Origin of the sequence: Microcoleus sp. Pol10D4 (assembly GCF_036701555.1) — a bacterium.
Lineage (GTDB): Bacteria > Cyanobacteriota > Cyanobacteriia > Cyanobacteriales > Microcoleaceae > Microcoleus.
On the sequence record NZ_JAUBRA010000006.1, the window covers coordinates 1 to 22,533 of the forward strand.

Annotated in this window: 36 protein-coding genes; 2 read left to right on the top strand and 34 right to left on the bottom strand. The window is 48.4% G+C overall.

Going from position 1 to position 22,533, the window contains the following annotated elements; all coding sequences use genetic code 11:
• The first annotated feature begins 192 nt into the window (after positions 1-192).
• Complete coding sequence (locus tag QUA36_RS05075; RefSeq protein ID WP_333364752.1) at positions 193-1,005, top strand: pentapeptide repeat-containing protein; 813 nt, start codon at positions 193-195, stop codon at positions 1,003-1,005.
• A gap of 266 nt (positions 1,006-1,271) precedes the next feature.
• Here the strand turns inward: QUA36_RS05075 and QUA36_RS05080 are convergent, their stop codons facing one another.
• The 3 genes from QUA36_RS05080 to QUA36_RS05090 are packed head-to-tail and all read right to left on the bottom strand — an operon-like array spanning position 1,272 to position 2,433.
• Complete coding sequence (locus QUA36_RS05080) at positions 1,272-1,619, bottom strand: helix-turn-helix transcriptional regulator (protein ID WP_333160395.1); 348 nt, start codon at positions 1,617-1,619, stop codon at positions 1,272-1,274.
• 51 nt (positions 1,620-1,670) lie between these two features.
• Positions 1,671-2,036 carry a helix-turn-helix transcriptional regulator gene (locus tag QUA36_RS05085; RefSeq protein ID WP_333130221.1) on the bottom strand — a complete coding sequence of 122 codons (366 nt, stop codon included), beginning with the start codon at positions 2,034-2,036 and terminating at the stop codon, positions 1,671-1,673.
• Positions 2,037-2,067: 31 nt separating this feature from the next.
• Positions 2,068-2,433, bottom strand: a complete 366-nt coding sequence (locus QUA36_RS05090; RefSeq protein WP_333057801.1) for a helix-turn-helix transcriptional regulator — start codon at positions 2,431-2,433, stop codon at positions 2,068-2,070.
• Between the two features lie 136 nt (positions 2,434-2,569).
• On the opposite strand from QUA36_RS05090, the gene QUA36_RS05095 reads away from it, so the two are divergent.
• On the top strand, positions 2,570-2,986 hold the full coding sequence (locus tag QUA36_RS05095; RefSeq protein WP_333455949.1) for a hypothetical protein: 417 nt from the start codon (positions 2,570-2,572) through the stop codon (positions 2,984-2,986).
• Between the two features lie 15 nt (positions 2,987-3,001).
• Here QUA36_RS05095 and prfA read toward each other — a convergent pair whose 3' ends face one another.
• The 31 genes from prfA to rplC form a co-directional block, all read right to left on the bottom strand.
• Complete coding sequence (prfA, locus tag QUA36_RS05100) at positions 3,002-4,096, bottom strand: peptide chain release factor 1 (RefSeq protein WP_333160391.1); 1,095 nt, start codon at positions 4,094-4,096, stop codon at positions 3,002-3,004.
• Positions 4,097-4,442: 346 nt separating this feature from the next.
• Positions 4,443-4,751 (bottom strand): 50S ribosomal protein L31, encoded by a 309-nt coding sequence (rpmE, locus tag QUA36_RS05105; RefSeq protein ID WP_333057796.1) that lies wholly within the window; start codon positions 4,749-4,751, stop codon positions 4,443-4,445.
• Between the two features lie 212 nt (positions 4,752-4,963).
• Positions 4,964-5,377 (bottom strand): 30S ribosomal protein S9, encoded by a 414-nt coding sequence (gene rpsI / locus QUA36_RS05110; protein ID WP_194067224.1) that lies wholly within the window; start codon positions 5,375-5,377, stop codon positions 4,964-4,966.
• Positions 5,377-5,832: a 50S ribosomal protein L13 gene (gene rplM / locus QUA36_RS05115; protein WP_015178725.1), complete on the bottom strand. Its 456-nt coding sequence runs from the start codon at positions 5,830-5,832 to the stop codon at positions 5,377-5,379. Before rplM ends, rpsI begins: the two co-directional genes overlap by 1 nt.
• Before the next feature lie 146 nt (positions 5,833-5,978).
• Positions 5,979-6,821, bottom strand: a complete 843-nt coding sequence (gene truA, locus QUA36_RS05120; protein WP_333160389.1) for a tRNA pseudouridine(38-40) synthase TruA — start codon at positions 6,819-6,821, stop codon at positions 5,979-5,981.
• Positions 6,822-6,850: 29 nt separating this feature from the next.
• Complete coding sequence (rplQ, locus tag QUA36_RS05125; RefSeq protein WP_006634978.1) at positions 6,851-7,201, bottom strand: 50S ribosomal protein L17; 351 nt, start codon at positions 7,199-7,201, stop codon at positions 6,851-6,853.
• Between the two features lie 128 nt (positions 7,202-7,329).
• Positions 7,330-8,274, bottom strand: a complete 945-nt coding sequence (locus QUA36_RS05130; RefSeq protein ID WP_333057810.1) for a DNA-directed RNA polymerase subunit alpha — start codon at positions 8,272-8,274, stop codon at positions 7,330-7,332.
• Positions 8,275-8,448: 174 nt separating this feature from the next.
• Positions 8,449-8,847 (bottom strand): 30S ribosomal protein S11, encoded by a 399-nt coding sequence (gene rpsK, locus QUA36_RS05135; protein WP_006634980.1) that lies wholly within the window; start codon positions 8,845-8,847, stop codon positions 8,449-8,451.
• Positions 8,848-8,931: 84 nt separating this feature from the next.
• Positions 8,932-9,315: a 30S ribosomal protein S13 gene (gene rpsM, locus QUA36_RS05140; RefSeq protein ID WP_006634981.1), complete on the bottom strand. Its 384-nt coding sequence runs from the start codon at positions 9,313-9,315 to the stop codon at positions 8,932-8,934.
• A gap of 83 nt (positions 9,316-9,398) precedes the next feature.
• Positions 9,399-9,512 (bottom strand): 50S ribosomal protein L36, encoded by a 114-nt coding sequence (rpmJ, locus tag QUA36_RS05145; protein WP_015178722.1) that lies wholly within the window; start codon positions 9,510-9,512, stop codon positions 9,399-9,401.
• Positions 9,513-9,879: 367 nt separating this feature from the next.
• On the bottom strand, positions 9,880-10,104 hold the full coding sequence (infA, locus tag QUA36_RS05150) for a translation initiation factor IF-1 (RefSeq protein ID WP_006276978.1): 225 nt from the start codon (positions 10,102-10,104) through the stop codon (positions 9,880-9,882).
• Positions 10,105-10,396: 292 nt separating this feature from the next.
• The gene (locus QUA36_RS05155) at positions 10,397-10,972 is read right to left on the bottom strand and encodes an adenylate kinase (RefSeq protein ID WP_333455951.1); all 576 of its coding nucleotides are present in this window, start codon (positions 10,970-10,972) and stop codon (positions 10,397-10,399) included.
• Between the two features lie 5 nt (positions 10,973-10,977).
• Complete coding sequence (gene secY / locus QUA36_RS05160) at positions 10,978-12,282, bottom strand: preprotein translocase subunit SecY (RefSeq protein ID WP_333160385.1); 1,305 nt, start codon at positions 12,280-12,282, stop codon at positions 10,978-10,980.
• Between the two features lie 102 nt (positions 12,283-12,384).
• Positions 12,385-12,831: a 50S ribosomal protein L15 gene (gene rplO / locus QUA36_RS05165; RefSeq protein WP_333160383.1), complete on the bottom strand. Its 447-nt coding sequence runs from the start codon at positions 12,829-12,831 to the stop codon at positions 12,385-12,387.
• Between the two features lie 146 nt (positions 12,832-12,977).
• Positions 12,978-13,526: a 30S ribosomal protein S5 gene (gene rpsE / locus QUA36_RS05170; protein WP_190745441.1), complete on the bottom strand. Its 549-nt coding sequence runs from the start codon at positions 13,524-13,526 to the stop codon at positions 12,978-12,980.
• A 131-nt stretch (positions 13,527-13,657) separates the two neighbouring features.
• Positions 13,658-14,020 (bottom strand): 50S ribosomal protein L18, encoded by a 363-nt coding sequence (rplR, locus tag QUA36_RS05175; protein ID WP_333101803.1) that lies wholly within the window; start codon positions 14,018-14,020, stop codon positions 13,658-13,660.
• Between the two features lie 2 nt (positions 14,021-14,022).
• Entirely contained in the window at positions 14,023-14,571 is a 549-nt protein-coding gene (gene rplF, locus QUA36_RS05180; protein ID WP_333039622.1) for a 50S ribosomal protein L6, read from the bottom strand.
• A gap of 122 nt (positions 14,572-14,693) precedes the next feature.
• The gene (gene rpsH, locus QUA36_RS05185) at positions 14,694-15,098 is read right to left on the bottom strand and encodes a 30S ribosomal protein S8 (RefSeq protein ID WP_190657976.1); all 405 of its coding nucleotides are present in this window, start codon (positions 15,096-15,098) and stop codon (positions 14,694-14,696) included.
• A gap of 22 nt (positions 15,099-15,120) precedes the next feature.
• Positions 15,121-15,666, bottom strand: a complete 546-nt coding sequence (gene rplE, locus QUA36_RS05190; RefSeq protein WP_333082089.1) for a 50S ribosomal protein L5 — start codon at positions 15,664-15,666, stop codon at positions 15,121-15,123.
• A 142-nt stretch (positions 15,667-15,808) separates the two neighbouring features.
• Positions 15,809-16,171 carry a 50S ribosomal protein L24 gene (gene rplX, locus QUA36_RS05195; RefSeq protein WP_242719707.1) on the bottom strand — a complete coding sequence of 121 codons (363 nt, stop codon included), beginning with the start codon at positions 16,169-16,171 and terminating at the stop codon, positions 15,809-15,811.
• Position 16,172: 1 nt separating this feature from the next.
• The gene (rplN, locus tag QUA36_RS05200; RefSeq protein ID WP_006634991.1) at positions 16,173-16,541 is read right to left on the bottom strand and encodes a 50S ribosomal protein L14; all 369 of its coding nucleotides are present in this window, start codon (positions 16,539-16,541) and stop codon (positions 16,173-16,175) included.
• A 116-nt stretch (positions 16,542-16,657) separates the two neighbouring features.
• Positions 16,658-16,906 carry a 30S ribosomal protein S17 gene (rpsQ, locus tag QUA36_RS05205; RefSeq protein ID WP_006634992.1) on the bottom strand — a complete coding sequence of 83 codons (249 nt, stop codon included), beginning with the start codon at positions 16,904-16,906 and terminating at the stop codon, positions 16,658-16,660.
• 37 nt (positions 16,907-16,943) lie between these two features.
• Entirely contained in the window at positions 16,944-17,255 is a 312-nt protein-coding gene (gene rpmC, locus QUA36_RS05210) for a 50S ribosomal protein L29 (protein ID WP_333160381.1), read from the bottom strand.
• A gap of 160 nt (positions 17,256-17,415) precedes the next feature.
• Positions 17,416-17,835: a 50S ribosomal protein L16 gene (rplP, locus tag QUA36_RS05215; RefSeq protein ID WP_333039615.1), complete on the bottom strand. Its 420-nt coding sequence runs from the start codon at positions 17,833-17,835 to the stop codon at positions 17,416-17,418.
• Positions 17,836-17,950: 115 nt separating this feature from the next.
• Positions 17,951-18,679: a 30S ribosomal protein S3 gene (gene rpsC / locus QUA36_RS05220; RefSeq protein WP_242719701.1), complete on the bottom strand. Its 729-nt coding sequence runs from the start codon at positions 18,677-18,679 to the stop codon at positions 17,951-17,953.
• A 114-nt stretch (positions 18,680-18,793) separates the two neighbouring features.
• Complete coding sequence (gene rplV / locus QUA36_RS05225) at positions 18,794-19,153, bottom strand: 50S ribosomal protein L22 (RefSeq protein ID WP_006634996.1); 360 nt, start codon at positions 19,151-19,153, stop codon at positions 18,794-18,796.
• A gap of 97 nt (positions 19,154-19,250) precedes the next feature.
• Positions 19,251-19,532 carry a 30S ribosomal protein S19 gene (rpsS, locus tag QUA36_RS05230; RefSeq protein ID WP_006634997.1) on the bottom strand — a complete coding sequence of 94 codons (282 nt, stop codon included), beginning with the start codon at positions 19,530-19,532 and terminating at the stop codon, positions 19,251-19,253.
• Between the two features lie 113 nt (positions 19,533-19,645).
• Entirely contained in the window at positions 19,646-20,509 is an 864-nt protein-coding gene (gene rplB, locus QUA36_RS05235; RefSeq protein WP_333455954.1) for a 50S ribosomal protein L2, read from the bottom strand.
• Between the two features lie 175 nt (positions 20,510-20,684).
• Positions 20,685-20,993, bottom strand: coding sequence for a 50S ribosomal protein L23 (locus tag QUA36_RS05240; protein ID WP_006634999.1), 309 nt, complete (start codon positions 20,991-20,993; stop codon positions 20,685-20,687).
• The gene (gene rplD, locus QUA36_RS05245) at positions 20,986-21,618 is read right to left on the bottom strand and encodes a 50S ribosomal protein L4 (protein WP_333455956.1); all 633 of its coding nucleotides are present in this window, start codon (positions 21,616-21,618) and stop codon (positions 20,986-20,988) included. Before rplD ends, QUA36_RS05240 begins: the two co-directional genes overlap by 8 nt.
• 190 nt (positions 21,619-21,808) lie before the next feature.
• Positions 21,809-22,444, bottom strand: coding sequence for a 50S ribosomal protein L3 (rplC, locus tag QUA36_RS05250; protein ID WP_333160376.1), 636 nt, complete (start codon positions 22,442-22,444; stop codon positions 21,809-21,811).
• Between the last annotated feature and the right edge of the window lie 89 nt (positions 22,445-22,533).

A 22,533-nucleotide genomic window follows, 5' to 3' on the forward strand; every position in this document is an offset into this window, starting at 1 on the left:
TTTAGAAAGTTTTTTTAGTTATTTAGCAATGCACAAATTTAGGTGTTTGTCAAATTAATTTAGATGCGTTTACCCTGCATCTTGGAGATTGTGATAAAATCTATCCACAGCAATGTGCGCGCACGGTCAAAGTGTCATAAACCATGCCAGCGCAACCTCAACTCGGACACTACCTTTAAGAGGATTTAACCCATGACTGTGGATGAAGCTCTCGCCATTGTCGAAACAGTCCTAGATGACGACGAACAGTTAAACGACGTGCAAGAGCTAATCTTCAAACAGTCCTGGGAAGGCAGACAGTCTTATGAGGAAATTGCTAAATTTTCTAAATATGATGATGAATATATTAAAGCCGCTGGCTATAAACTCTGGAAGTTACTCTCAGACGCTTTTGACGAAAAAGTAAAAAAAAGTAATATTAAAGCAGTTATAAAACGATACTTACGGCGACATCAAGTGACATTACATCGAACTCAAGTAATTGGAGTAAATCTCAGCGGTGCTAACTTAAGCGGAGCCAGAGTATTGCTCACAAACTTAAGTGAAGCCGATTTTTATCAGACTGATTTAAACAAATCAATTGTAACTGAGGATAAGACGGCATCAGATGAAATTATCAAGGCTGAAGACGCACATAACCAGGGAATGTTGTCAAGCATAGAAGAAGGGATTTATCACTGGAATGATTTGCGCTTTCACAGCCAAGAACAAGTGAAAATTGCCGAAGCACTCGATCGCACAAACACCCTCTTTTTCCCCAACTCCAAAGCCCGCCTCACAACACCCGCAGGTAGACAAAACCAAGAACCAGATTTCCTCATATTCCACCAAGGCAAATGGGGTATTCTGGAAATATCGCATTCCGATACAGAAAAAGATGAAACGCGCGATCGCCTGTTTGCATCTCACGGTATCAGCATCATCCACTACTGCGACGCTAACAGATGCACAGAAGAACCCGATCGCATTGTCCAAGAGTTTTTAGACATATTGAGTCACGGATAGGGCGAGTGGTTTTTTCATAAGGGCGATCGCATAGGGGCCCAGAAACCGGGTTTTTTACGATAATACTTCGTTGTATCCCGCAGATTCGGTAAAAAACCCGGTTTCTTTGCTTGGAGTGCGTAAGTGCATACGGGCGATCGCACTCCGTAACAAAGTAGATTGTGCCTTGACAAATTACTCACTTTGTGATAAATACGAGTGGTGGAAATTTTTAAGGGCGATCGGGATCTACTTCTGCAAAACGGACGATCGCGATCGATCCTAACTCATTCCCCAGCAGCTTCAGCCGATGCAGCGAATCTATCCGCTACAGCTTTGCCAATTAGCGCCACCTGACTCAGAGGCAAGAACCTAATTTTATTGACAATATCTTGAATATCTAACGGATCTGAAACTGGCTTCCCATCCAAAAATCTCAGAAGTTCTTCCAGCGAATAACCAGCTCTCGCAGCGAGCTTAGCCAAGTTTTCAGTATCAGGAACCGTATCGCCCCTTTCCCAAAGCTGAACAGCGGTAGCGGAAACGCCCAAAAGCTTACCAAACGCTCGCTGACTCATTGTTCCGCGAGCAGTTTTGATGATTTCGCTAAGTTTTTGTCTATTTTCGATGTTCACGACTCGAAGGTTACTCAACCGTATCTACCAGTCTACTTACGAAGTGATACATCAACTATATTTCCCAGACGACTCAGCCGCCGCCGCGAGTCTATCCATCACGGCTCTACCAACCACGGCTAACTCACTAATTGGTATACATTGAATTTTTTTCAGCAGATCGTTAGTATCTACCGGTTCACGCATGGGTTTGCCTTCCAGATGAGCCAGCAGCTCTTCAAGTGTAAACCCGGCCCTCACAGCAATCTGAGCCAAATTTTCTGTATCTGGGATGCTCTGACCTTTTTCCCACAACTGAACCGCAGTCGCAGAGACGCCCAGAAGCTTGCCGAATGCCCGCTGACTCATCGAACCGCGAGCTAGTTTGACAATCTCGATCAATTTTTTCTTAGCTTCTGCGTTCACGGTATCAGCCACCAGATAACCACAATTCCCAGTTTACAGAACATCAACCATACTTCCCAGAAGCTACAGCAGCAGCAGCCAGTCGCTCCATACCAGCTCGAACAATCACTGCTAAGTCACTAAGTGGCATACATTGGATTTTTTTAAGGAGCTCGTTGGTATTAACAGGTTCCGGCATTGGTTTGCCTTCGAGATGAGCCATTAACTCTTCCATCGTAAAGCCCGCTCTTGCCGCAATCTGAGTCAAATTTTTCGTATCCGGGAGTACCTGGCCCTTTTCCCAATACTGAACAGCAGACCCAGAGACTCCCAATAGCCTACCAAAAGCGCTAAAACTCAGGTCGCCACGGGCTAGCTTCACAACTTCGCTCAGTTTCTTCCTAGCTTCTGTGTCCACAGTATTAGTCACCAGATCAACACAACTCCTAGTTTACTTATCTACCAAAAAATCTGTCTTTCTTGCTTGACAGCAAAAAGTTTACCAGTTAGAGTGTAAATACTTTTGAAATCATAATTGTATTTGTAGCCAATCAGGGGCAGTAAAAATGACTCGCAAGACACGCAATACACGTCAAAGCCTTACAGCCTCCGGTTGGCTAAAACCCCAGTGCTGGCAAATCTCCAAAAAAGAAGCAGCCGAAGCCCTGAGAATGCCCGTCAACCGCATAGTGAAAGTCTACCCCAAACACCATCAGGTAATAGTTGTTTACCTGAACAAAAAAGGACAAAAATGCAGTTCCTTTTTCAGCTACAGACTATTTGCCAGATGGCAACAAGAGGCGATCGCAGCAATTGCCAGTTGTCGAAACCAGCAAATCCTAGCACCCCTAGAAGTCATTGTACAATACGACCTCGAACATTTCAAATATCCCGTCCAAAGCGCCGATGCAATTTGGGAAGCCCTACTCAACCAGATCTCCCGCGTAACAAGGGAACTGAGGCTGAGCAAACAATGCGCCTAGTCCCCCATCACTCCATCAATTAGTAGAAGCAGCCAATTCAGCCAAACGTTCCTGCTGATCCTGAGAAATGCAAGTTTGAATAATCCCCTCAATATCCCCTTCCAAAACACTATTGAGGGAGAAATTTTCCCCCAAACGGTGGTCGGTAGCCCGATTGTCCTTATAGTTGTAAGTGCGAATCTTCTCCGATCGCGAACCCGTACCAACCTGAGCCAAACGCCGCGACTTCACCTCATCCTGCTGCTCCCGCAACTTCATCTCATAGAGCTTAGCCCGCAAAATCTGCATCGCCCGCTCCTTATTCTGCAACTGACTGCGCTCCTCAGTACAGAAAATCCGAATTCCCGTCGGCTTGTGAAACAAATCCGCAGCAGTTTCCACCTTGTTCACGTTTTGACCGCCAGCGCCGCCCGATCGAGCCGTGCTCATCTCAATATCCTTCGGATCGATGTGAATCTCCACATCATCAACCTCCGGCATCACAGCCACCGTCGCCGTCGAAGTATGCACCCGGCCGCCAGCCTCAGTCACAGGCACTCGCTGCACCCGGTGTACCCCCGCCTCAAACTTCAGCTTGCTGTAAACGCTGTCGCCTGTAATTTCCAGAATCACCTCTTTAAAGCCGCCCATTTCCGCCAGCGACTCGCTCACCAACTTCACCTGCCAGCCTTGAGTTTGAGCGTAACGGGAATACAGCCGCAGCAAATCTCCCGCCCAAATACTAGCCTCATCTCCGCCAGTACCCGCCCGAATTTCCAGCATAATATTCTTGTCATCGTTCGGGTCGCGGGGGAGCAGCAAAACCTTCAAATGACTTTCCAAATTCTCCAGCTTCGCCTCAAGTTCCTGAACTTCCAGCGCAGCCATTTCTTGCATATCTCGATCGCCCGCGGCTTCCTTGAGAACCTGTCGCGCGCCCACCAAATCTTCCTGAGTGGTTTTCCACAGAGCAAAAGTATCGACCACTTCCTCCAAGGACGATCGAGCTTTTGCTACACGTTGAAACTCTTGATTGTCTCTAGCCACATCCGGGTCAGCCATGCGGCGAGTCAACTCATTAAAAGTTTGCTCTACCGACTTCAATTTATCCAGCAAATAAGATTCAGCCATTGTCAGTTGTCCTTTGTCAATCGATTTTAGATTTTAGATTTTAGATTTTAGATTTTAGATTTGAAGAACAGTCGGGATAGAATCTCGATAGAACTCAACTGCCTGCATAGCGAAGTCTTCAATCTAAACTCTCCCATCCGAGGGCGGATCGATTTTAGATTTTAGATTTTAGATTTTAGATTTTAGAACTCAAGAGCAGTTAGGATAGAATGTCGATCGAACTCTACGCGATAGAACTCAACTGCCTGCATAGCGAAGTCTTCAATCTAAAATCTAAAATCCGAGGGCGGTAAGTTGCCAGTAAAAAGAACTACTCTCAACAAACTGCGGACAAATGACAATCCGGCTACTTCTTCTTTTTGCCTTTACCAGCAGCCTTAGCAGCATCTGCTTTCGGATCTTCCATTTTCAGCGGTCCAGAGGAAGCATCTGCCTTCGGCATTTCTACCTCGGTCATGCCGTATTTCCGCATAAAGCGCTCCACACGACCTTCAGTATCAATAATCTTCTGAGTGCCAGTATAGAAAGGATGATTTCCCGACCAGACATCAACTTGAAGCTTGGGTCTAGTTGATCCCACAGTCATCACAAGTTCCCCGTTGCAATAAACCTGAGATTCGGGATACCACTCAGGGTGAATGCCTTCTTTTGCCATTGTTTTTTACTCTCTAATTTTTGACTTTACAACCATTTTAGCTGCCGCAGGACTTGTACACCAACAACAGCACGAATTTTGCCTTATATCTGTTGGAACCAGGAATCAGGAATCGGAAATAAACTTCAAAAAAAGGCAGATAAAATCTGGATAGATAATTTTTGCCTTTTCCTTCGTCCTTCTTCCTTCGTCCTTCTTCCTTCTTTCCTGGATTACCGTTTCGAGTATTGAGGAGCTTTGCGAGCTTTCCGCAAACCGTACTTTTTCCGTTCTTTGGCCCGCGGGTCGCGAGTCAAATAGCCCTCAGTCTTCAGAGGCTTGCGGTTGTCCGGGTCTAATTGACACAGTGCTCTAGCGACACCCAAGCGAATCGAGTCAGCCTGACCTGTCAAGCCACCGCCTTCGACTTTTACCAAAATGTCGTACTCATTTTCCAGACCCAAAGTTTCCAGAGGGGCCTTAGCCAGAGCCAAATAAGTAGGATTGAATTGCAGGTACAAATCCCCCTCTTTACCATTGACAGTCAGTATGCCAGTGCCGGGAACCAAGCGCACCCGCGCTACGGAACACTTGCGGCGGCCGGTACCCCAGTACACAGCGCGACCCGATGTATCTGTTGCTTGCATTACTCATTTCCTCCCGGAATCGTGTGAACAATTAATTCTTCTGGTTTTTGAGCTTGGTGCGGGTGGTTGGGGCCAGCGTACACCTTCAATTTAGTAAACAGTTGTCTGCCCAGAGAAGTGTGAGGCAGCATTCCTCGTATAGCTTCTTCGACAATTCTTTCGGGCAAACGTGCTTGCAATTTGGCAAAAGTTTCTGTTTTCATCCCGCCCGGTCTTCCAGAATGGCGGCGGTAGATTTTCTGCGTGCGTTTTTTGCCAGTAACAGCGATTTTGTCCGCATTGATGACAATTACGAAGTCGCCGGTATCCATAGAAGGAGTGTAAGTCGGTTTGTGTTTCCCCCGGAGGTACATGGCAACTTCTGTTGCCAGACGGCCCAGCCGCTGGTCAGCGGCATCGACCACGTACCACTTGTGCTCTAGGGAGTCTTGAGTAGGGACGTAAGTTTTGTTCATTGTTTGTTGTTAGTTGTCTGTTAACTGTTAACTGTTGTTAGGTGTCAGTTGTCAGTTGTCAGTTGTCAGTTTTTAATTGTTAGTTGTCCTTAGTTTTTTATTAGTAGTTACCTAATGACTAATGACTAATGACTAATGACTAATGACTAATGACTAATGACTAATTTTGGCTGGGTGTCGTACCAGACATCTGGGGGAAAGGGAAATTCTGAATAGCCAACCCGCAGCAGGCACAAACCTTGAGCGGGAGCGGCATATTTTACCATTTCTCGGCGTTCGTTGACCCAGATATCGGTGAAATTGTCGATCGGCCTTTCCCCGCGACCCACCTGCACCAGCAACCCCACCAGCAGCCGCATCATCCCGTACAGAAACCCGCTCGCTTGAACCTCAATATAGATAAGAGGCCCAGAACGCTGACACTCGGCTGCTTGCACGTCCACCCAGGAATGGGGGCGGGCAGAACCCGCGCGGTGGAAAGCAGCCAGGTGATGCCGCCCGATGAGCGGTGTCAAAGCTGTCTGAATCAAAGATTCATCCACAGGGGAGTGATAGCAGTGCCAAGCAAAAGGACGCACAAACAAATTAGGGGTCGGGTCTGTATAAAGGGTGTAGCGATAGCGCCGCCAACTGGCTGAGAACCGAGCGTGCCAGGTAGGTTCCACCTTTGCCGAAGCTCGAATTAAAATATCTTTTGCCAGTCGAGAGTTGAGAACGCTTGCCCAGCGGTGAGCCGGAATTGGGCCGTGGGCATCAAAATGCGCTACTTGAGCAGCAGCGTGAACTCCTGCATCTGTTCTCCCAGCAGCGTGCAGCGTTACCGGGCGTTCCAGAACAGTCGATATTGCTGTTTCAATTTCTTCTTGTACTGTACGCTGGTTCGGCTGTCGCTGCCAACCGTGAAAGTTAGTGCCGAGGTATTGGATCACCAGAGCAACGCGCTGTATCGATTGGGGATTTTCGATTGGGGAGTTTGGATTGTCAGTCATAAATCACAAATCTCCAACCCAAAATGGAATTAAACCAGTTCAACGATCGCCATTTCGGAATTGTCTCCTTGACGGGGGACTGTTCGTACTACGCGGGTGTAGCCCCCGTTGCGCGAGCCGTACCGTTCTTGTGCCGCCTCAAACAAGGCGTGTACTAACTGTTTATCGTAGATATAGCCCATAGCTTGGCGGCGAGAAGCCAAGGAGCCATCTTTGGCCAGGGTAATCATCCTGTCCGCCTCTGAGCGCAGCGCTTTGGCGCGGGCGAGAGTGGTAGTGATTTTACCGTGGCGGATTAATTCGGTGGTCAGCGAGCGCAGTAGGGCGCGGCGCTGGTCAGCCGGTTTGCTCAGTTGGGGAACGCGACAGCGGTGACGCATAGCAGTTGGTAATTGGTAATTGGTAATTGGGCGCCGGGATAGATAGTCTGCGAACTCGGGGGGTGAATTCTTTAACTTAAAAACTCACCTACTTAAAATTCAGAACTTTTTTACCCGTTACCCGTTGATTAACTTTTAGCTGATTTTTCCTGTGGCAAGGTAATGCCCAAGCGTTTTTGTAAAGCTTCAATCACTTCTTCTGCGGACTTCTGCCCGAAGTTCTTGATCTCGAGCAAGTCTTCTTGGGTATAATCCAATAAGTCTGCAACTGAGTTGATCTGAGCCCGCTTGAGGCAGTTGTAAGCCCGGACGGACAACTGCAATTCTTCGATCGGAATTTGGCTGGTAGGATCGGCTTCACCGGGATACTCTGGTTTGAGAGAATCTTGGGTGATGTCTTTGAGAGGTGAAAATAAATCTACCAGGATGTTGGCAGATTGACTCAAAGCTTCTTGAGGAGTCACGCTGCCATCAGTCCAGATTTCCATAATCAGTCGGTCTTTCTCGACCGTCCCGCCTACCCGAGCATCTTCAACGCTGTAGTTGACTCTGCGAATCGGCATAAAGATGGCGTCAATTTGGAGAAAATCCAAAGCCGATCCATCATCGCGACTGCGGTCTACTGCTCGGTATCCGATGCCTTTTTCAATTCTGAATTCCATTTCCAGAACTGAGCCTGGGGAGAGAGTTGCAATGTACTGGGATCGATCGATCAATTCCACCTCTGAGGGCAAATCGAATCTATCGGCCGTAACTGTGACTGGCCCCTCAATCCGCAACCTGCCGATTTGCGGCTGCTGAGAATGAGTTTTGAGGACGACCTCTTTCATGTTCAGGAGAATTTCTAGAACATCCTCACGTACCCCTTCGATCGTGGCAAACTCGTGATTGACGCCCGCGATTCTGACTGAAGTTACTGCTGTTCCTTCCAAATTTGACAGCAGAACTCGCCGAAGCGCATTCCCAACAGTTGTTCCTTGACCGCGATCGAGCGGTTCCAGGACAAATTTTCCGTACTGACTGCGGTCTTTGTCAGTGTTAGACTCTATACATTCAATTTGAAACTGCGCCACGGAGTGACCTCCCTTTTCCACTTTGGATTTTTGATTTTGGATTTTAGATTGCAGAGCATACCCCTGAACGGATTTCGGATTTTGGATGGACGGGGCAACAGTTAGAACCATTAGTTTTTGACTTTAAGCAGTTAGCCATTATCCAAAATCTAAAATCTAAAATCTCAAATCGTTTTAGACTCTACGCCGCTTGGGAGGGCGACAGCCGTTGTGAGGAATTGGGGTAACATCTCTAATCAGGGTGATTTCCAGTCCCGCCCCTTGCAGCGCCCGGATTGCAGTTTCTCTACCTGCTCCAGGCCCGCTCACCATTACTTCTATTTGGCGCATTCCTTGGTCGTTGGCTCTGCGGGCAGCACTTTCTGCTGCTGTTTGAGCGGCAAAGGGAGTTCCCTTTTTAGCTCCTTTAAAACCGCTGGAACCTGCCGATGCCCAGGATATCACTTCGCCGTTGAGGTCGGTAATAGTTACAATCGTGTTGTTAAAGGTAGACTGGATGTAGCCTACCCCATTGGGTACATTCCGTTTCTGCTTTTTTGCACCAGATTTCTTGCCTGTTTGTTGTCGCGCCATATTAGTCTCTTTAACGTTTCTCTCAACTAATGTCCCGAAGCGCTAGGAGCCAGCAGCCCCCAGCGTATTTTTCCCAAAAAGATGTTACTTCTTGGAAGGTGCCTTTTTCTTGCCCGCAACTGTTCGGCGGACGCCACGACGGGTTCTGGCGTTGGTACGGGTTCGTTGTCCCCGCACCGGCAGACCCAAACGGTGACGCCGACCGCGATAAGTTCCGATGTCCATCAGGCGCTTGATGTTCATTGACTCCCAGCGCCGGAGGTCCCCTTCGATTTGGTATGTGGTTTCTACATGAGCCCGCAGAGCTGTCACGTCGGCCTCTGTTAAATCCTTGACGCGAGTGTCAGGATTTACGCCTGTTGCAGCGATAATTTTTTGGGCCCGCGACAAGCCTATTCCGTAAATGTATGTCAGACCTATTTCGACGCGCTTATCGCGTGGAAGGTCTACCCCGGCAATCCGTGCCACACTTTTTGTCTCCCTAGTTTTCCTGTTTGGCTACAATGTTCAATTAGGATGCACCTGCGTGCAGTGCCCAATCTTCTTTTTTTCTAACCTTGGCGTTGTTTGTGTTTCGGGTTAGTGCATATCACCATCACTCGACCGCGACGGCGGATGACGCGACATTTCTCACAAATTTTTTTGACAGATGCTCGAACTTTCATCTTTCTTCCTGCCTGGAGAACCCCGCTCTACCGGATAGCAGGCACGCTGGGACTGCCCGTAGAGCGGTGGGAGGAGAGGCTGGGCAAGGTGTAGGCCTCTCCTCGATTAAATTGTATAAAGTGCGGGTTGTTTCATGAAGGAGCCCGCTTGCACCCACTCCCATTGCTGGGTAAAGTTCGCCTGCGCCAGAGTGTTGGCGAGCCATACTTTTACGGTGTAACAATGACTTAACCCGGTACACCGGTGGGTTGTTGACGCCCTTCTCGGCAACACTACAAACGTAGCATTATAGCATAAATTTGAAGCTTTTTACCAAATTCTCTCTAATTAAACTTAGAATTAGTTTTTAGAAAGTTTTATCTAAGCCTATTTTTTCCGAAGGCGATAAGTAATCCTGCCTTTGGTCAAGTCGTAGGGAGTCAATTCGACTTTGACGCGATCGCCAGGCAGAATTTTGATGTAGTTGCGACGGATCTTGCCGGAAATGTGAGCCAGCACGTTAAACCCATTATCTAGGTCAACGCGAAACATCGCATTGGGCAGGGATTCCGTCACTGTCCCTTCCATTTCAATTAAATCTTGCTTAGACAATTTGGTATTTACCTCAACTCTACATTTGATTAACTAGGAGTGTCCCGCTGTTTGCCTTAAAACCTATTTACTGGTAGGAGTCAAACGGGAAGGGGGGCAAAAATTCGGGCGACTCGATCGACTTCTTGACTCAACCAACCGCTCGCTTTAGCTTTACTTGAGTAAAGTTGTGGCAATTAGTATCGAGTTCAATCCGGTCTCTAGCAACCCTCACAAAACCTGATAGCACAAAAAGCTCCTAGTTAACATATCTTAGCAAAAGCTTGTGAGTAACAAGCTGTGTTGAGAGGGTTCAAGAGTCGCGCGAGAGAGCTTGTCGCAGTTCTGCTGTGACTAATTCCATCGCTCGATCGCCATCAACCGCAACTAACTGTTGGCGGCCGCTGTAAAAATCTATCAAAGGCTCAGTTTGCTCGCGATAAACTTGCAATCGGCGGCGGATCGTCTCCTCATTGTCATCTTGACGCCCCCGCGACAGCAGGCGAGCCACCAAAACATTGTCAGGAACGTCCAAATTGACAGCTCTGAGAGCGCAGTCCTTTCCAGACGTACTTCCTTCAACATCGCAGAGCAGTTTGTCAAAAAAAGCTGCCTGCGCGACTGTGCGGGGAAAGCCGTCGAGAATCCAGCCAGCACGAGCATCTGGCTGATTCATACGTTCTTGCACGATATCCATCAATACCTCGTCAGGAACCAACTCTCCTCGATCCATGTAGGATTGTGCCTTTTGACCCAAGTCGGTTTTCGCTACCACGCAGGCGCGCAGGATTTCGCCCGTAGAAATGTGGGGTATTTTCCAGAGAGCGGCTAAGAGCTGAGCCTGAGTTCCCTTTCCGGCCCCTGGAGGCCCCATAAAAATCAATTGCATTGCGATTACTTCACCATTCCTTCATATCGTTGGGAGATGACGTAAGTTTGAATTTGCTTAGCAGTTTCGATCGCCACACCTACTAGAATCAGTAGGGAAGTTGCGCCAAAACCTCTAAAAGTTTGCACACCGATCGCGCTTTCTACAGCAGTTGGTACAATGGCCACCAGACCGAGAAAAATCGCTCCCAAGAAAGTCAAACGGTTCAAAACCTTCTCCACATAATCACTCGTTTTCTGACCCGGACGAATTCCAGGAATGCTGGCGCCCATTTTCTTCAAGTTCTGAGACATATCTACGGGGTTGACAATCAACGAAGCGTAGAAATAGCTAAAGAACAGAATCAAAGTCAGATAAAACAGCGCGTAAGCCCAAGGAGCCGGCCCGTCTGGCCTCAAAACATTAGCAACTTGAACCAAAAACGGGTTATTGAGAGACTGAGCCAGGAAAGAAGGCACAATCAAAACCGAAGATGCAAAAATAATCGGCATCACTCCGCCTTGATTCAACCGCAGAGGCAAATAGCTGCGACTTTCCCGGTAAACTTTGCGGCCGACTTGGCGGCGGGCAGAAATAATCGGGATGCGACGAGTACCTTCCTGAACGAAAACAATCCCGACAATCGTCACCAAAAAGACCAGCAGCAGAACGACTACGCGGCCGACAACTTGCGTGTCCCCGCTTTGAGCCAATTCAAAAGTTTGTCCCAAAGAGCGCGGCAAAACCGACACAATGTTGATAAAAATCAGTAGCGACGCTCCGTTCCCGATACCTCGTTCCGTCACCACTTCCGATATCCACATTACAAACATTGAGCCTGCTGTCAGAGCCAAAGCAGTTTGTGCTATGAATAAAGGCGATGGAGATTGAGCAAAAGGGCTCACCCAAATCGCAATGCCAATACTTTGCAGAATTGCCCAGCCCAAAGAAACGTAGCGAGTAATTTGAGAAATCTTGCGTCGCCCTGCTTCTCCTTCATTTTTCTGCAAGTCTTCTAAGCTTGGCAGAGCCGCAGTTAGAAGTTGCACAATAATTGAAGCATTAATGTAGGGCAAAATCCCCAACGCGAAAATCCCCAAAGCTGACAAGCCGCCTCCTGAGAACAAATCCAGAAAGCCAACTAAAGGGCTATTTTGAACGTTTTGGGCAAAGGCGACTCGATCAATGCCGGGGACTGGCAAGTGGACACCCAGGCGTACTAAAATCAGTAAGCCAAGGGTTACGAGGATGCGGCCTCGTAAACCAGCAGCTTGAGCCATCTGCATGAACGTCTCTTGTGCAGTTGGCGCTTTCTCTCTACTAACGTCCATAGTTACGATTTTGGATTTTAGATTTGGGATTTTCGACTAAATCATTTTCTGATAGCAAGCTTGAGGATTTGAGATTTGGACAGACTCTCAAACCTCAAATCTTCACGCAACTAATTCGCAACTTCCGCCTGCCGCTTCAATTTTGGTGCGAGCACCTGCGGTAAAAGCCGAGGCGCGCACTTGCAAAGGCACATTCAGTTCGCCATCTCCTAAGATTTTTAGCGGCCCGTTGTCTGTGTTGACAATTTTTGCTTGGATCAAAGACGTGAGAGTAACTTCTGTGTTTGCTGGCAGCGATGCTAATTTACTTACATTAATGGTAGTGTACTCTTTCCGGTTCACTAGAGGGAAGCTTTTCAACTTGGGGAGACGGCGGTAGAGAGGATTTTGACCTCCTTCAAAACCGGGTCTAGTGCCGCTACCGGCTCTAGATTTTTGACCGCGCATCCCTTTGCCGGAGCTCGCGCCTTGACCGGCAGAAATACCTCTGCCCAAGCGTCGGGGGCGCTTTTGGGAGCCTGCTTTGGGTCGGGCGTCTTGCAATCTCATAGTTTTAGTAATTGGTAATTGGTAATTGGTATTTAGAGAGGGGGTACGCAGTAGTTTTGAGTGCGTGAGTTTTAAGTGGCGGCTTTTTTTATTTTCACCGCAAGCACTTAACACTCAAAACTTACAGTTTCCCATTCTCGCGTGCCCTAACCGTAGAGATTTTCTACTGGAATTCCGCGCTCTTGAGCAACTTCGGACAAGGTGCGGAGGGTGGAGAGGGCATTGACTGCGGCTCGGGCGTTGTTTAAGGGATTTCCAGAACCTAGCTGTTTGGCTAAGATATTGCGGACTCCTGCTAGTTCGAGAACAGTTCGCACCGCTCCCCCTGCAATTACCCCGGTTCCCGGGGCTGCCGGCCGCATCATCACTTTAGCTCCGCCACCGTCACCGTTGATGGGGTGAGGGATGGAGTTAGATTTGGTGAGGGGGACTTCAATTAAGTGCTTTTTGCCGTCAGCGACGCCTTTTTTAACGGCACCGATTACGTCGCTAGCTTTGCCGACTCCTACTCCAACTTGACCGCGTTCGTTGCCGATAATGACTATGGCGCGGAAGCTGAGTTTTTTACCACCTTTGACTACTTTGGTAACGCGCCGAATCTGAACAACCCGTTCTTGCCATTCGGATTCTTTTTCGCGCCCTTTGTTGTTGCTGCTGCTTTTTTTCTTGTTGCGCTGTTCTTTTTGTTCTGCCATAGTTTTGTTCTTTGGGAATTGGGGATTAGTAACTGGTAGTTGGAAATGAGAAATTAACAATTAGGAATTAAGAATTTTGTTGTATATTCTTTTTTCCTTCTTCCTTCTTCCTTCTTCCTTCTTCCTTCTTCCTAAAAGTCTAACCCCGCTTCGCGAGCTGCTTCTGCGAGGGCTTTGACACGACCGTGATAGAGGTTGCCCCCCCGATCGAATACGACTTTGACTATGCCAGCGCTGGAACAGCGTTTGGCAATCAACTGACCGACTTGCACGCTCGCGGAGCAGTTGCCGCCAGAACTGAGAGTTGACTTCAATTCGGGATCGAGGGTTGACGCGGCGGCTAAAGTGTGCTGGGCGGTGTCGTCGATTACTTGAGCGTAGATGTGCTGATCTGAGCGAAATACCGCTAGTCTGGGACGTTCGGAGGTGCCGAACACCTTGCGCCGAACACGGCGGTGTCTGCGCTGGACTGATTCTTTGCGAGTAAGCTTCATTGTTACTTCTTACCTGTTTTGCCTGTTTTACCAGCTTTGCGCCGGACGACTTCGCCGCTGTAGCGTATGCCTTTGCCTTTATAGACTTCGGGCGGACGCACCGCGCGGATGCGGGCGGCTGTATTGCCTACGAGTTCTTTGTCAATGCCGGAGACAATGACGTTGGTGTTGCCTTCAACTGCCATTGTGATGCCTTCTGGAGGGGGCATTTCAACGGGTTTGCTGTAACCGACGTTTAAAATCAGGTTCCGTCCTTGAACCTGTGCCCGATAACCTGTGCCGATAATTTCGAGACGCCGCTGAAAACCTTGGGATACACCTTCGACCATGTTGGCCACTAGGGTGCGGCACAAGCCGTGCAGTTGTCGGGCGACGCGAGATTCGTCTCGGCGGGTAACGAGTAAAGTCTCGCCTTCAATTCCCATGAGGATTTCGGCTGGGATAACTCGGGAAAGTTCACCTTTAGGGCCTTTGACGGCTACTTTTTGACCGTCTAGGGTGACGGTGACTTTCGTGGGGATGCTAATCGGACGCTTGCCAATTCGCGACATAGTTTTTTGTCCTTTGTTTTTAGTTATTAGTCCTTGATTATTAGTGCTTAGTTATTAGTCCTTAGTGATTGATTTTTGAGTCTGTTGCCAACGACCAGTGACTAATGACTAATGACTAATGACTACCAAACATAACAAAGCACTTCACCGCCCAAACCTTGGCGTCGAGCTTCTCTATCCGTCATAATGCCGCTGGAGGTGGAAATAATGGCAATGCCAATTCCGCCTAATACTCTGGGCAATTCTTTACGGTTCGAGTAAACGCGCAGTCCTGGTTTGCTGACTCGCTTAAGTGCCGTGATAATGGGCTTGCGAGTTTTACCTTTGTACTTTAGAGAAAGCACTAAATGTCGCTTGACCCCTTCTGCTTCTGCTTCTTCAAATTCGCCGATGAAGCCTTCACTTTTGAGGACTTGGGCGATGCTGCGGGTCATTTTTGTAGCTGGAATTTGCGTTGTTTGGTGGCGCGCCATGCAAGAATTGCGAATGCGCGTCAACATATCTGCTATGGTATCGTTAGCTGCCATCTTTTGCTTCTTACTCTAGTGCTTAGTTGTCCCGGAACGGCATTCCCATTTCTTTAAGCAAGGCGCGTCCTTCTTCGTCGGTGTTTGCTGTGGTGATAATTGAAATGTCCATGCCTCGAATTTGATCGATGCGGTCATATTCTATTTCTGGAAAAATTAGCTGTTCTCTCAGACCCAAGCTGTAATTTCCGCGCCCGTCGAAGCTTTTGGGGCTGATGCCGCGGAAGTCGCGGATTCGGGGGAGTGCGAGGTTGATCAGCCGATCGAGAAAATCGTACATCCGATCGCCGCGCAGCGTCACCATAACGCCGACGGGTACTCCTTTGCGGATTTTGAAGCCTGCGATCGCTTTTTTCGCCCGTGTCACCACTGGTTTTTGCCCGGTGATGATGCTAATTTCGTTGATCGACGAATCGAGTGCCTTAGCGTTTTGAGATGCTTCTCCCAAACCGCGGTTCACTGTGACTTTGACGAGTTTGGGAACCTGATGGATATTAGTATATTTAAACTGATCCATCAGTGTGGGAACGATTTTTCCTTGATAAAGAACTTTGAGTTTGTCCGGCATAGTTTTTGTGTTTCGTTAACTGTCCCTGGGCTTGGTCAGGGAATTTGTCGATTGTCCATCCCACCGATGTTAGTTGTTAGTTATGAGTTAAAAAGTCACTTGTCAGAAGACGGACTAATGACCGATGACTGATAACAAATCACTATTGATCGATGATTTCTCCAGTTTTTTTGAGCTGTCGCAGTTTCCGGCCGTCTTCGCTAAATGTATAGCAAACGCGGCTAGCTATTTTTTCTTTTTCGGAATAGTGCATGACATTTGAGCTGTGAATGGGAGCCTCAAACGTCAGTATTTTCCCGGACTCTCCCTCTTGCTGGGGCTTGACGTGCTTTGTTCTGATGTTTACACCTTTAACAATTACTTTGCTGACTTTAGGATATGTCTTTAAGATTTCTCCGACTTTTCCTTTCTCTTTGCCAGTAATTATTTGCACGGTGTCGCCTGCTTTGACGTGCATTCTGTAGCGCTGCGGCTCGCTAGTTGGTTTACCCTTTTTTCCGTACATTTTAAAGTACCTCCGGGGCTAAGGAAACGATTTTAGTAAAGTTTTTATCGCGCAATTCGCGGGCGACGGGGCCGAAGACGCGAGTGCCTTTGGGGTTGCCGTCTACGTTGATAATAACGGCGGCGTTATCGTCAAAACGAATGCTCATGCCACTGTCGCGGCGCAAACCTTTGCGGGTTCTGACAATGACAGCCCGAACGACATCTGATTTTTTGACGGCCATATTGGGGATGGCGTCTTTGACGACGGCAATGATGACATCGCCGACTCCGCCGTAGCGACGGTTGCCGCCTCCCAATACGCGGATGCACATCAGTTTGCGGGCTCCGCTATTGTCGGCGACATTGAGGTATGTCTGGGGTTGAATCATGGTGATTGTTGACTGTTAACTGTTGACTGTTAACTGTTGACTGTTAACTGTTGACTGTTGACGACTAATTGATTAATCAAGTACCGATCGGGCGAGCGCGAGATCGCAATTAACTCTTAGCCGTTTTTTGTCCCAAAAATCTCAGCAACCGTCCAACGTTTGGTTTTGCTCAGTGGGCGAGTTTCAGTGATGCGGACGCGATCGCCCGATTTGCACTGATTTTCTTCGTCATGAGCTTTGTACCGCTTGGTGCGGACTACGATTTTGCCGTATTTGGTGTGGGAGGAGCGGTTTTCGATTGCTACCACGACGGTTTTATCCATCTTGTCGCTGACTACTACGCCAACTCGTTCTTTAATTGCCATAGCTACCTATTTTTGTTGTGCAATTGACTGTTTTTAGCTACTGTGCGATCGTCGGCTCGGCTGCTTCTGACTCTTGGCTGACTGCTGCGGTTGCAGCAGGCTGTGCTACCTGTTTAGATGCGGCTAATTTTTCTGCCGTTTCTTTCTCAGCAACGATTTGGCGCTCGCGTTCAACTGTCATCAATTGAGCTAGCCGGTGTTTGGCGTGCTTGAACAGGTGAGGCTTTTCCATGCGGCCGGTAGCTTGCTGGAGCCGCAATTCCATTAGTTGGCGCTTGACGGCTAAAATTTGCTCTGCTACTGCAGCATCGCTTAATTCTCTAGCTTCTTTAATCTTGGTCAAAGACATAATTGTGTGCTTTCTCGTTAGCGAGCGGTATGACAGAAGACAGAATTGTCTCGCTTGGCTGAAGGTCGAAGGAAAGAAAAGTTATGAAAGCCAGATTTTAAAATGCTGTAGCCGTTTAAAATGCTGATTAATACAGACCTAATTCTACCTTCGCTCTTCGCTATGACTGGCCTTCTTCGCGAGTGATGAACTTGGTTTTAATTGGTAATTTGAAAGATGCCAAACGCATGGCTTCGCGGGCAGTTTCTTCACTTACGCCGCCAATTTCAAACATTACCCGGCCCGGTTTGACCACGGCAACCCAAAACTCTGGTGAGCCTTTACCAGAACCCATCCGGGTTTCTGCTGCGCGCTCGGTGACTGGTTTGTCGGGAAAAATGCGAATCCAGATTTTGCCACCCCGGCGGATATAGCGGGTCATGGCGCGGCGTCCGGCTTCTATTTGGCGGGAAGTAATCCAGGCGGGTTCGACGGCTTGGAGCGCGAAGTCGCCAAAGCTAACTGTATTGCCGCGGGTGGCAATACCGCTCATTCGCCCGCGCTGTTGTTTGCGGAATTTCGTTCTTTTAGGGCTTAACATGGCGAAAGGGAGTTGGGTAATTGGTAATTGGTAATTGGTAATTGGTGATTGCTAATTGCTAATTGGTTTGGAACAACTCACACTTAACAAATGACAACTAACAGTTAACAATTAGCTAGCCTTCGTTCGATCGATCTTCAAAGTTCTGGCGGCGGCGCTTTTGTTTGGTGCGGGGCACTGCTGCATTTGGTGCAGCCTCTTGTTCCTGTCCGGGAATAATTTCGCCTTTGAAAACCCAAACTTTAATGCCCAGAATACCGTAGATGGTTTGAGCAGTGCAGTAGGAGTAGTCGATGTCTGCCCGCAGCGTGTGCAAGGGGACTCTTCCTTCCCGTGTCCATTCGGTACGGGCAATTTCTGCACCGTTGAGGCGTCCGCTGACTTGAATTTTGATGCCTTGGATGCCGACTTTTTGGGCGCGGGTGATTGCTTGGCGAACTACTCGGCGGAAGGATACGCGCCGTTCTAGTTGCTGAGCGATGTATTCCGCGATCAGTGTGGCATCGGCATCTACTCGCTGGACTTCGACGACGTTGATGCGGATTTGGCGGTTGCTACCGAGTTGCTGCTGCAAACCGACGCGCAAGGTTTCGATGCCTGCTCCGCCGCGGCCTACGACAACGCCTGGTCTGGCGGTGAACACTTCTAGGTCGATTTGATCGGCTTTCCGCTCAATTCTGACCGATGAAATGCCAGCATTGCTGAGGGTTTTACGAACGTACTTGCGAATTTTATAGTCTTCTTGCAAGAGTTCTGGATAGTTTTTGGGATCAGCAAACCAGCGAGAGCGGTGCTCTTGGGTAATGCCGAGGCGAAAACCAATTGGATGTATTTTTTGGCCCATAATAGTTGATGAGTTAATTGGTAATTGGTAATTGGTAATTGGTAATTGGTAATTGGTGATTACCCATTTTTTTCAACTTTAAGCTGTTTATTACCTCTTACGTTTTTCCCTGGTTTAGTTTTCTACGAGCGGAGCTACTACTACGGTAATGTGACAGGTTGGCTTGCGGATTTGGTAGGCGCGACCTTGAGCGCGGGGTCTAAAGCGTTTGAGGACTGGGCCTTGGTCTGCGTAAGCTTGAGAAACTACCAGCTTGGATTTATCCAATCCTGCGTTGTGTTCGGCGTTTGCTACTGCCGATCGCAAAACTTTGACGATTGGTTCGCAGGCGCGGTAGGGCATGAATTCAAGTAAAATCAGCGCTTCTTGGTAGCTTTTGCCGCGAATTTGGTCGAGGACTCGGCGCACTTTGAAGGGGGATGTCCGGATGTAACGGGCGATCGCCTTAATTTCGGATGTGGTATCTATAACCATTTCGATTTGGGTAATTGGTAATTGGTAATTGGGAAAAAGGTAATTGGTAATTGGGAAAAAGTTTGTCCGATTACCTATTACCTGTCACCTAATTCGGCTATCTTTTTGCCTTTTTATCACCACTTTTCGCGTGACCTCTAAAGGTGCGAGTGGGGGAAAATTCTCCGAGTTTGTGACCTACCATTTGATCTGTGAGGTAGACTGGTACGTGCTGTCTGCCGTTGTGAACGGCGATCGTGTGACCTACCATTTGGGGCAGGATTGTGGAAGAGCGCGACCAAGTTTTAATTACTTGTTTTTGGCCTGCGGCGTTGAGTTTTTCGATTTTTGTCATCAGAGCATCTGCGACAAAAGGCCCTTTTTTTAGCGATCGAGACATGATTTTTTTAGTAATTCAGGAGTCATTAGTCAGCTTTCACCAGTCATTTGTCATCAGTCCTCAGTCATTAGTTAGCAGTTAATAACTAAGCACTGAAGACTGCTGACTGATGACTAGCTTTGTCTGCCGCCCTTGCCGCGCTTGGAAGATTTGCGGCGGCGCCGGACGATTAAATCGTCGCTGCGCTTGTTTTTGCGTCGAGTTTTTGCACCCAATGCTGGTTTACCCCAAGGAGTGACAGGCCCCGGACGCCCAATAGGAGCTCTGCCTTCGCCACCGCCGTGCGGGTGGTCTACCGGGTTCATGACGCTACCGCGAACGGTGGGTCTGCGACCTTTCCAGCGGGTACGACCTGCTTTACCCAGGCTGATGTTTCTGGCGTCGGTGTTGCCGACTTGACCGATGGTGGCGTAGCAGTCGGCGCGGACTTTGCGCTGTTCACCGGATGGCAGTTTGAGGGTGACGTAGCTACCTTCTTTTGCCATTAGCTGAGCGCTGGAGCCGGCGGAGCGAACGATTTGTCCGCCTTTTCCGGGTACTAGCTCGACGTTGTGGATGCTGGTACCGAGGGGAATGTTCTTCAGGGGGAGGGCGTTGCCAATTTCGATCGGCGCGTCTGGGCCTGAGACAATTACTGTACCGACGTTTAAGTTGAGCGGGTGCAGGATGTACCGTTTTTCGCCGTCTTTGTAGAACACGAGGGCGATGCGGGCGTTGCGATTGGGGTCATATTCGATCGCCTTGACAGTAGCGGGAATGCTGTGTTTGTCGCGGCGGAAGTCGATGTCTCTATACAGCCGTTTGTGACCGCCTCCCCGGTGGCGACAGGTGATGACGCCTCGGTTGTTGCGGCCTTGTTTGGTGTGCTTATTGCTGGTTAGAGACTTTTCTGGCTCTGATCTGGTAATTTCAGCAAAGTCCGAGACGGTTTGTTCTCGGGTGCTGGAGGTATAAGGTCGGTAAGAACGGATGCCCATAATCGATCTATTTTAGATTTTGGATTTTGGATTTTGGATTTGACGTTTATCGATTTTAGATTTTAGGTTGAAGATTGGCGATCTTTGGTTAACTTACGAGTTTTCTGGTTCGAGAATTTCCACCAGTTAACCGCAATTTAAAATCTAAAATCTAAAATCTAAAATCCAAAATCGTCTAGACTTCTGGGAATAGGAGTTTGCGGATCGAGTCTCCGTCGGTCAGAGTTACGGTTGCTCGCTTGTAACAAGGTTTAAAGCCGACGAATTTGCCAACTCGACGCTTTTTGCGCGGCGGGTTTTGGGTGTTGACGCCGATGACTTTGACCTTAAATAGTTCTTCGATTGCAGCTTTGATTTGAGGCTTTGTCGCTTTGGGGGCTACGTCGAATGTGAATTGATTTAATTCCATCATTCGGGTAGCTTTCTCGGTGAGAATCGGACGCTGGATCAAATCTGCGTAGTCGCGGGGGTCGATTTTACTCACCGTAAATCTCCTGAATTTTAGCTATGGCTGTAGATGTGACGATAATTTTGTCAGCCGCGAGAACGTCGTAAACATTCAGGGAGGTTGCCAAGATGACGTTTACTAATTCGATGTTGCGTCCTGATAAGTAGACGTTTGGTTGCGGTTCTGGCAAGATTAACAGAACTTTTGTATCTGGTTCGATGCCCCAGCGGGCGATCGCACTCAGCAATTCTTTGCTTTTCGGTCTCTGAAATTGCTCTGCAAATTCTTCAACCACAATGATGTCTTCGGTACGACTGAAGAAGGCTGTCCGCAAAGCGAGACGGCGTTCTTTTTTGTTCATCTTGACTTCAAAGTCTCTCGGCTTTGGCCCGAAGATGACACCGCCGCCCCGCCACAGCGGAGAACGGATAGAACCTGCTCTGGCTCGGCCGGTGCCTTTTTGACGCCAGGGTTTGCGACCACCGCCTCTAACTTCCGATCGAGTTTTGGTGCAAGCATTTCCTTGACGGGCGTTATTCAGTTGCCGCGTCAATGCTCTGTGAACGATGTGAGACGCATTTTCTTCTTTGGCTACGCGCAGTTCTAAAGTTGTTTCCCCAACTTCTTCGCCTTGCCAATTTCGGACTACACAATTAACCATATCTTTTGTCCTTTGTCTGTTGTTAGTTGTCTGTTGTTAGTTGTCTGTTGTCTGTTGTCTGTCGTCTGTTGTCTGTTCTCAGGTCTTAGTTTTCAGGTCTTAGTTTTCAGCTTTTAGTTCTTAGTTATTGCTTGCTACTAACGACCAACCACTATCTACTGACTGCTGACTACTGACTATTTACTACTGACTAACGTCCTACTTTTTTCTCAGGCACAACATTGACTAAGGCGCCAGCTTTGCCGGGAACTGCTCCCTTAATTAGCAGCAAGTTCTGCTCTGTATCCACCCGGATAATTGTTAGTTTGCGGACGGTGACTTGAACGTTGCCCATACGTCCCGCCATTCTTTTCCCAGGATAAACGCGACCAGGAGTAGTTCCAGGCCCGATCGATCCAGGCTCGCGGTGGTTCTTGGAACCGTGAGACATCGGGCCTCGTTTAAAGTTGTGGCGCTTTTGAAAACCTGCAAAACCTTTACCGATGCTGGTACCGATGACATCTACTATTTGTCCCGGTGTAAAAGTATCTGCTTTTAGTTGTTGACCTAATTCAAAGGAACTGGTGTCTTCCAATCGGTATTCCTGCAAGTGGCGCAATGGATTCGCCCCCGACTTGGCAAGGTGTCCTAGTTCTGGCTTGTTGAGAGCCTTTGGTTTGACTTCGTTGTATCCAACTTGAACGGCACCGTAGCCGTCAGTTTGTTTGGTTTTGATTTGAGTTACTGTACAAGGCCCTGCTTGTATGACGGTGACGGGGATGGCTCTCCCTTCGGCGTCAAACACTTGAGTCATGCCTAGTTTAGTGCCAAGAATGCCTACAGACACGGATTTTCTTCCTTTTATTTACGCAAGAGGTTTCGGATTGCGAAGTTTTCGTCAATCCGCTTGCTCTTGTGCAGAAACATTTATTTCAG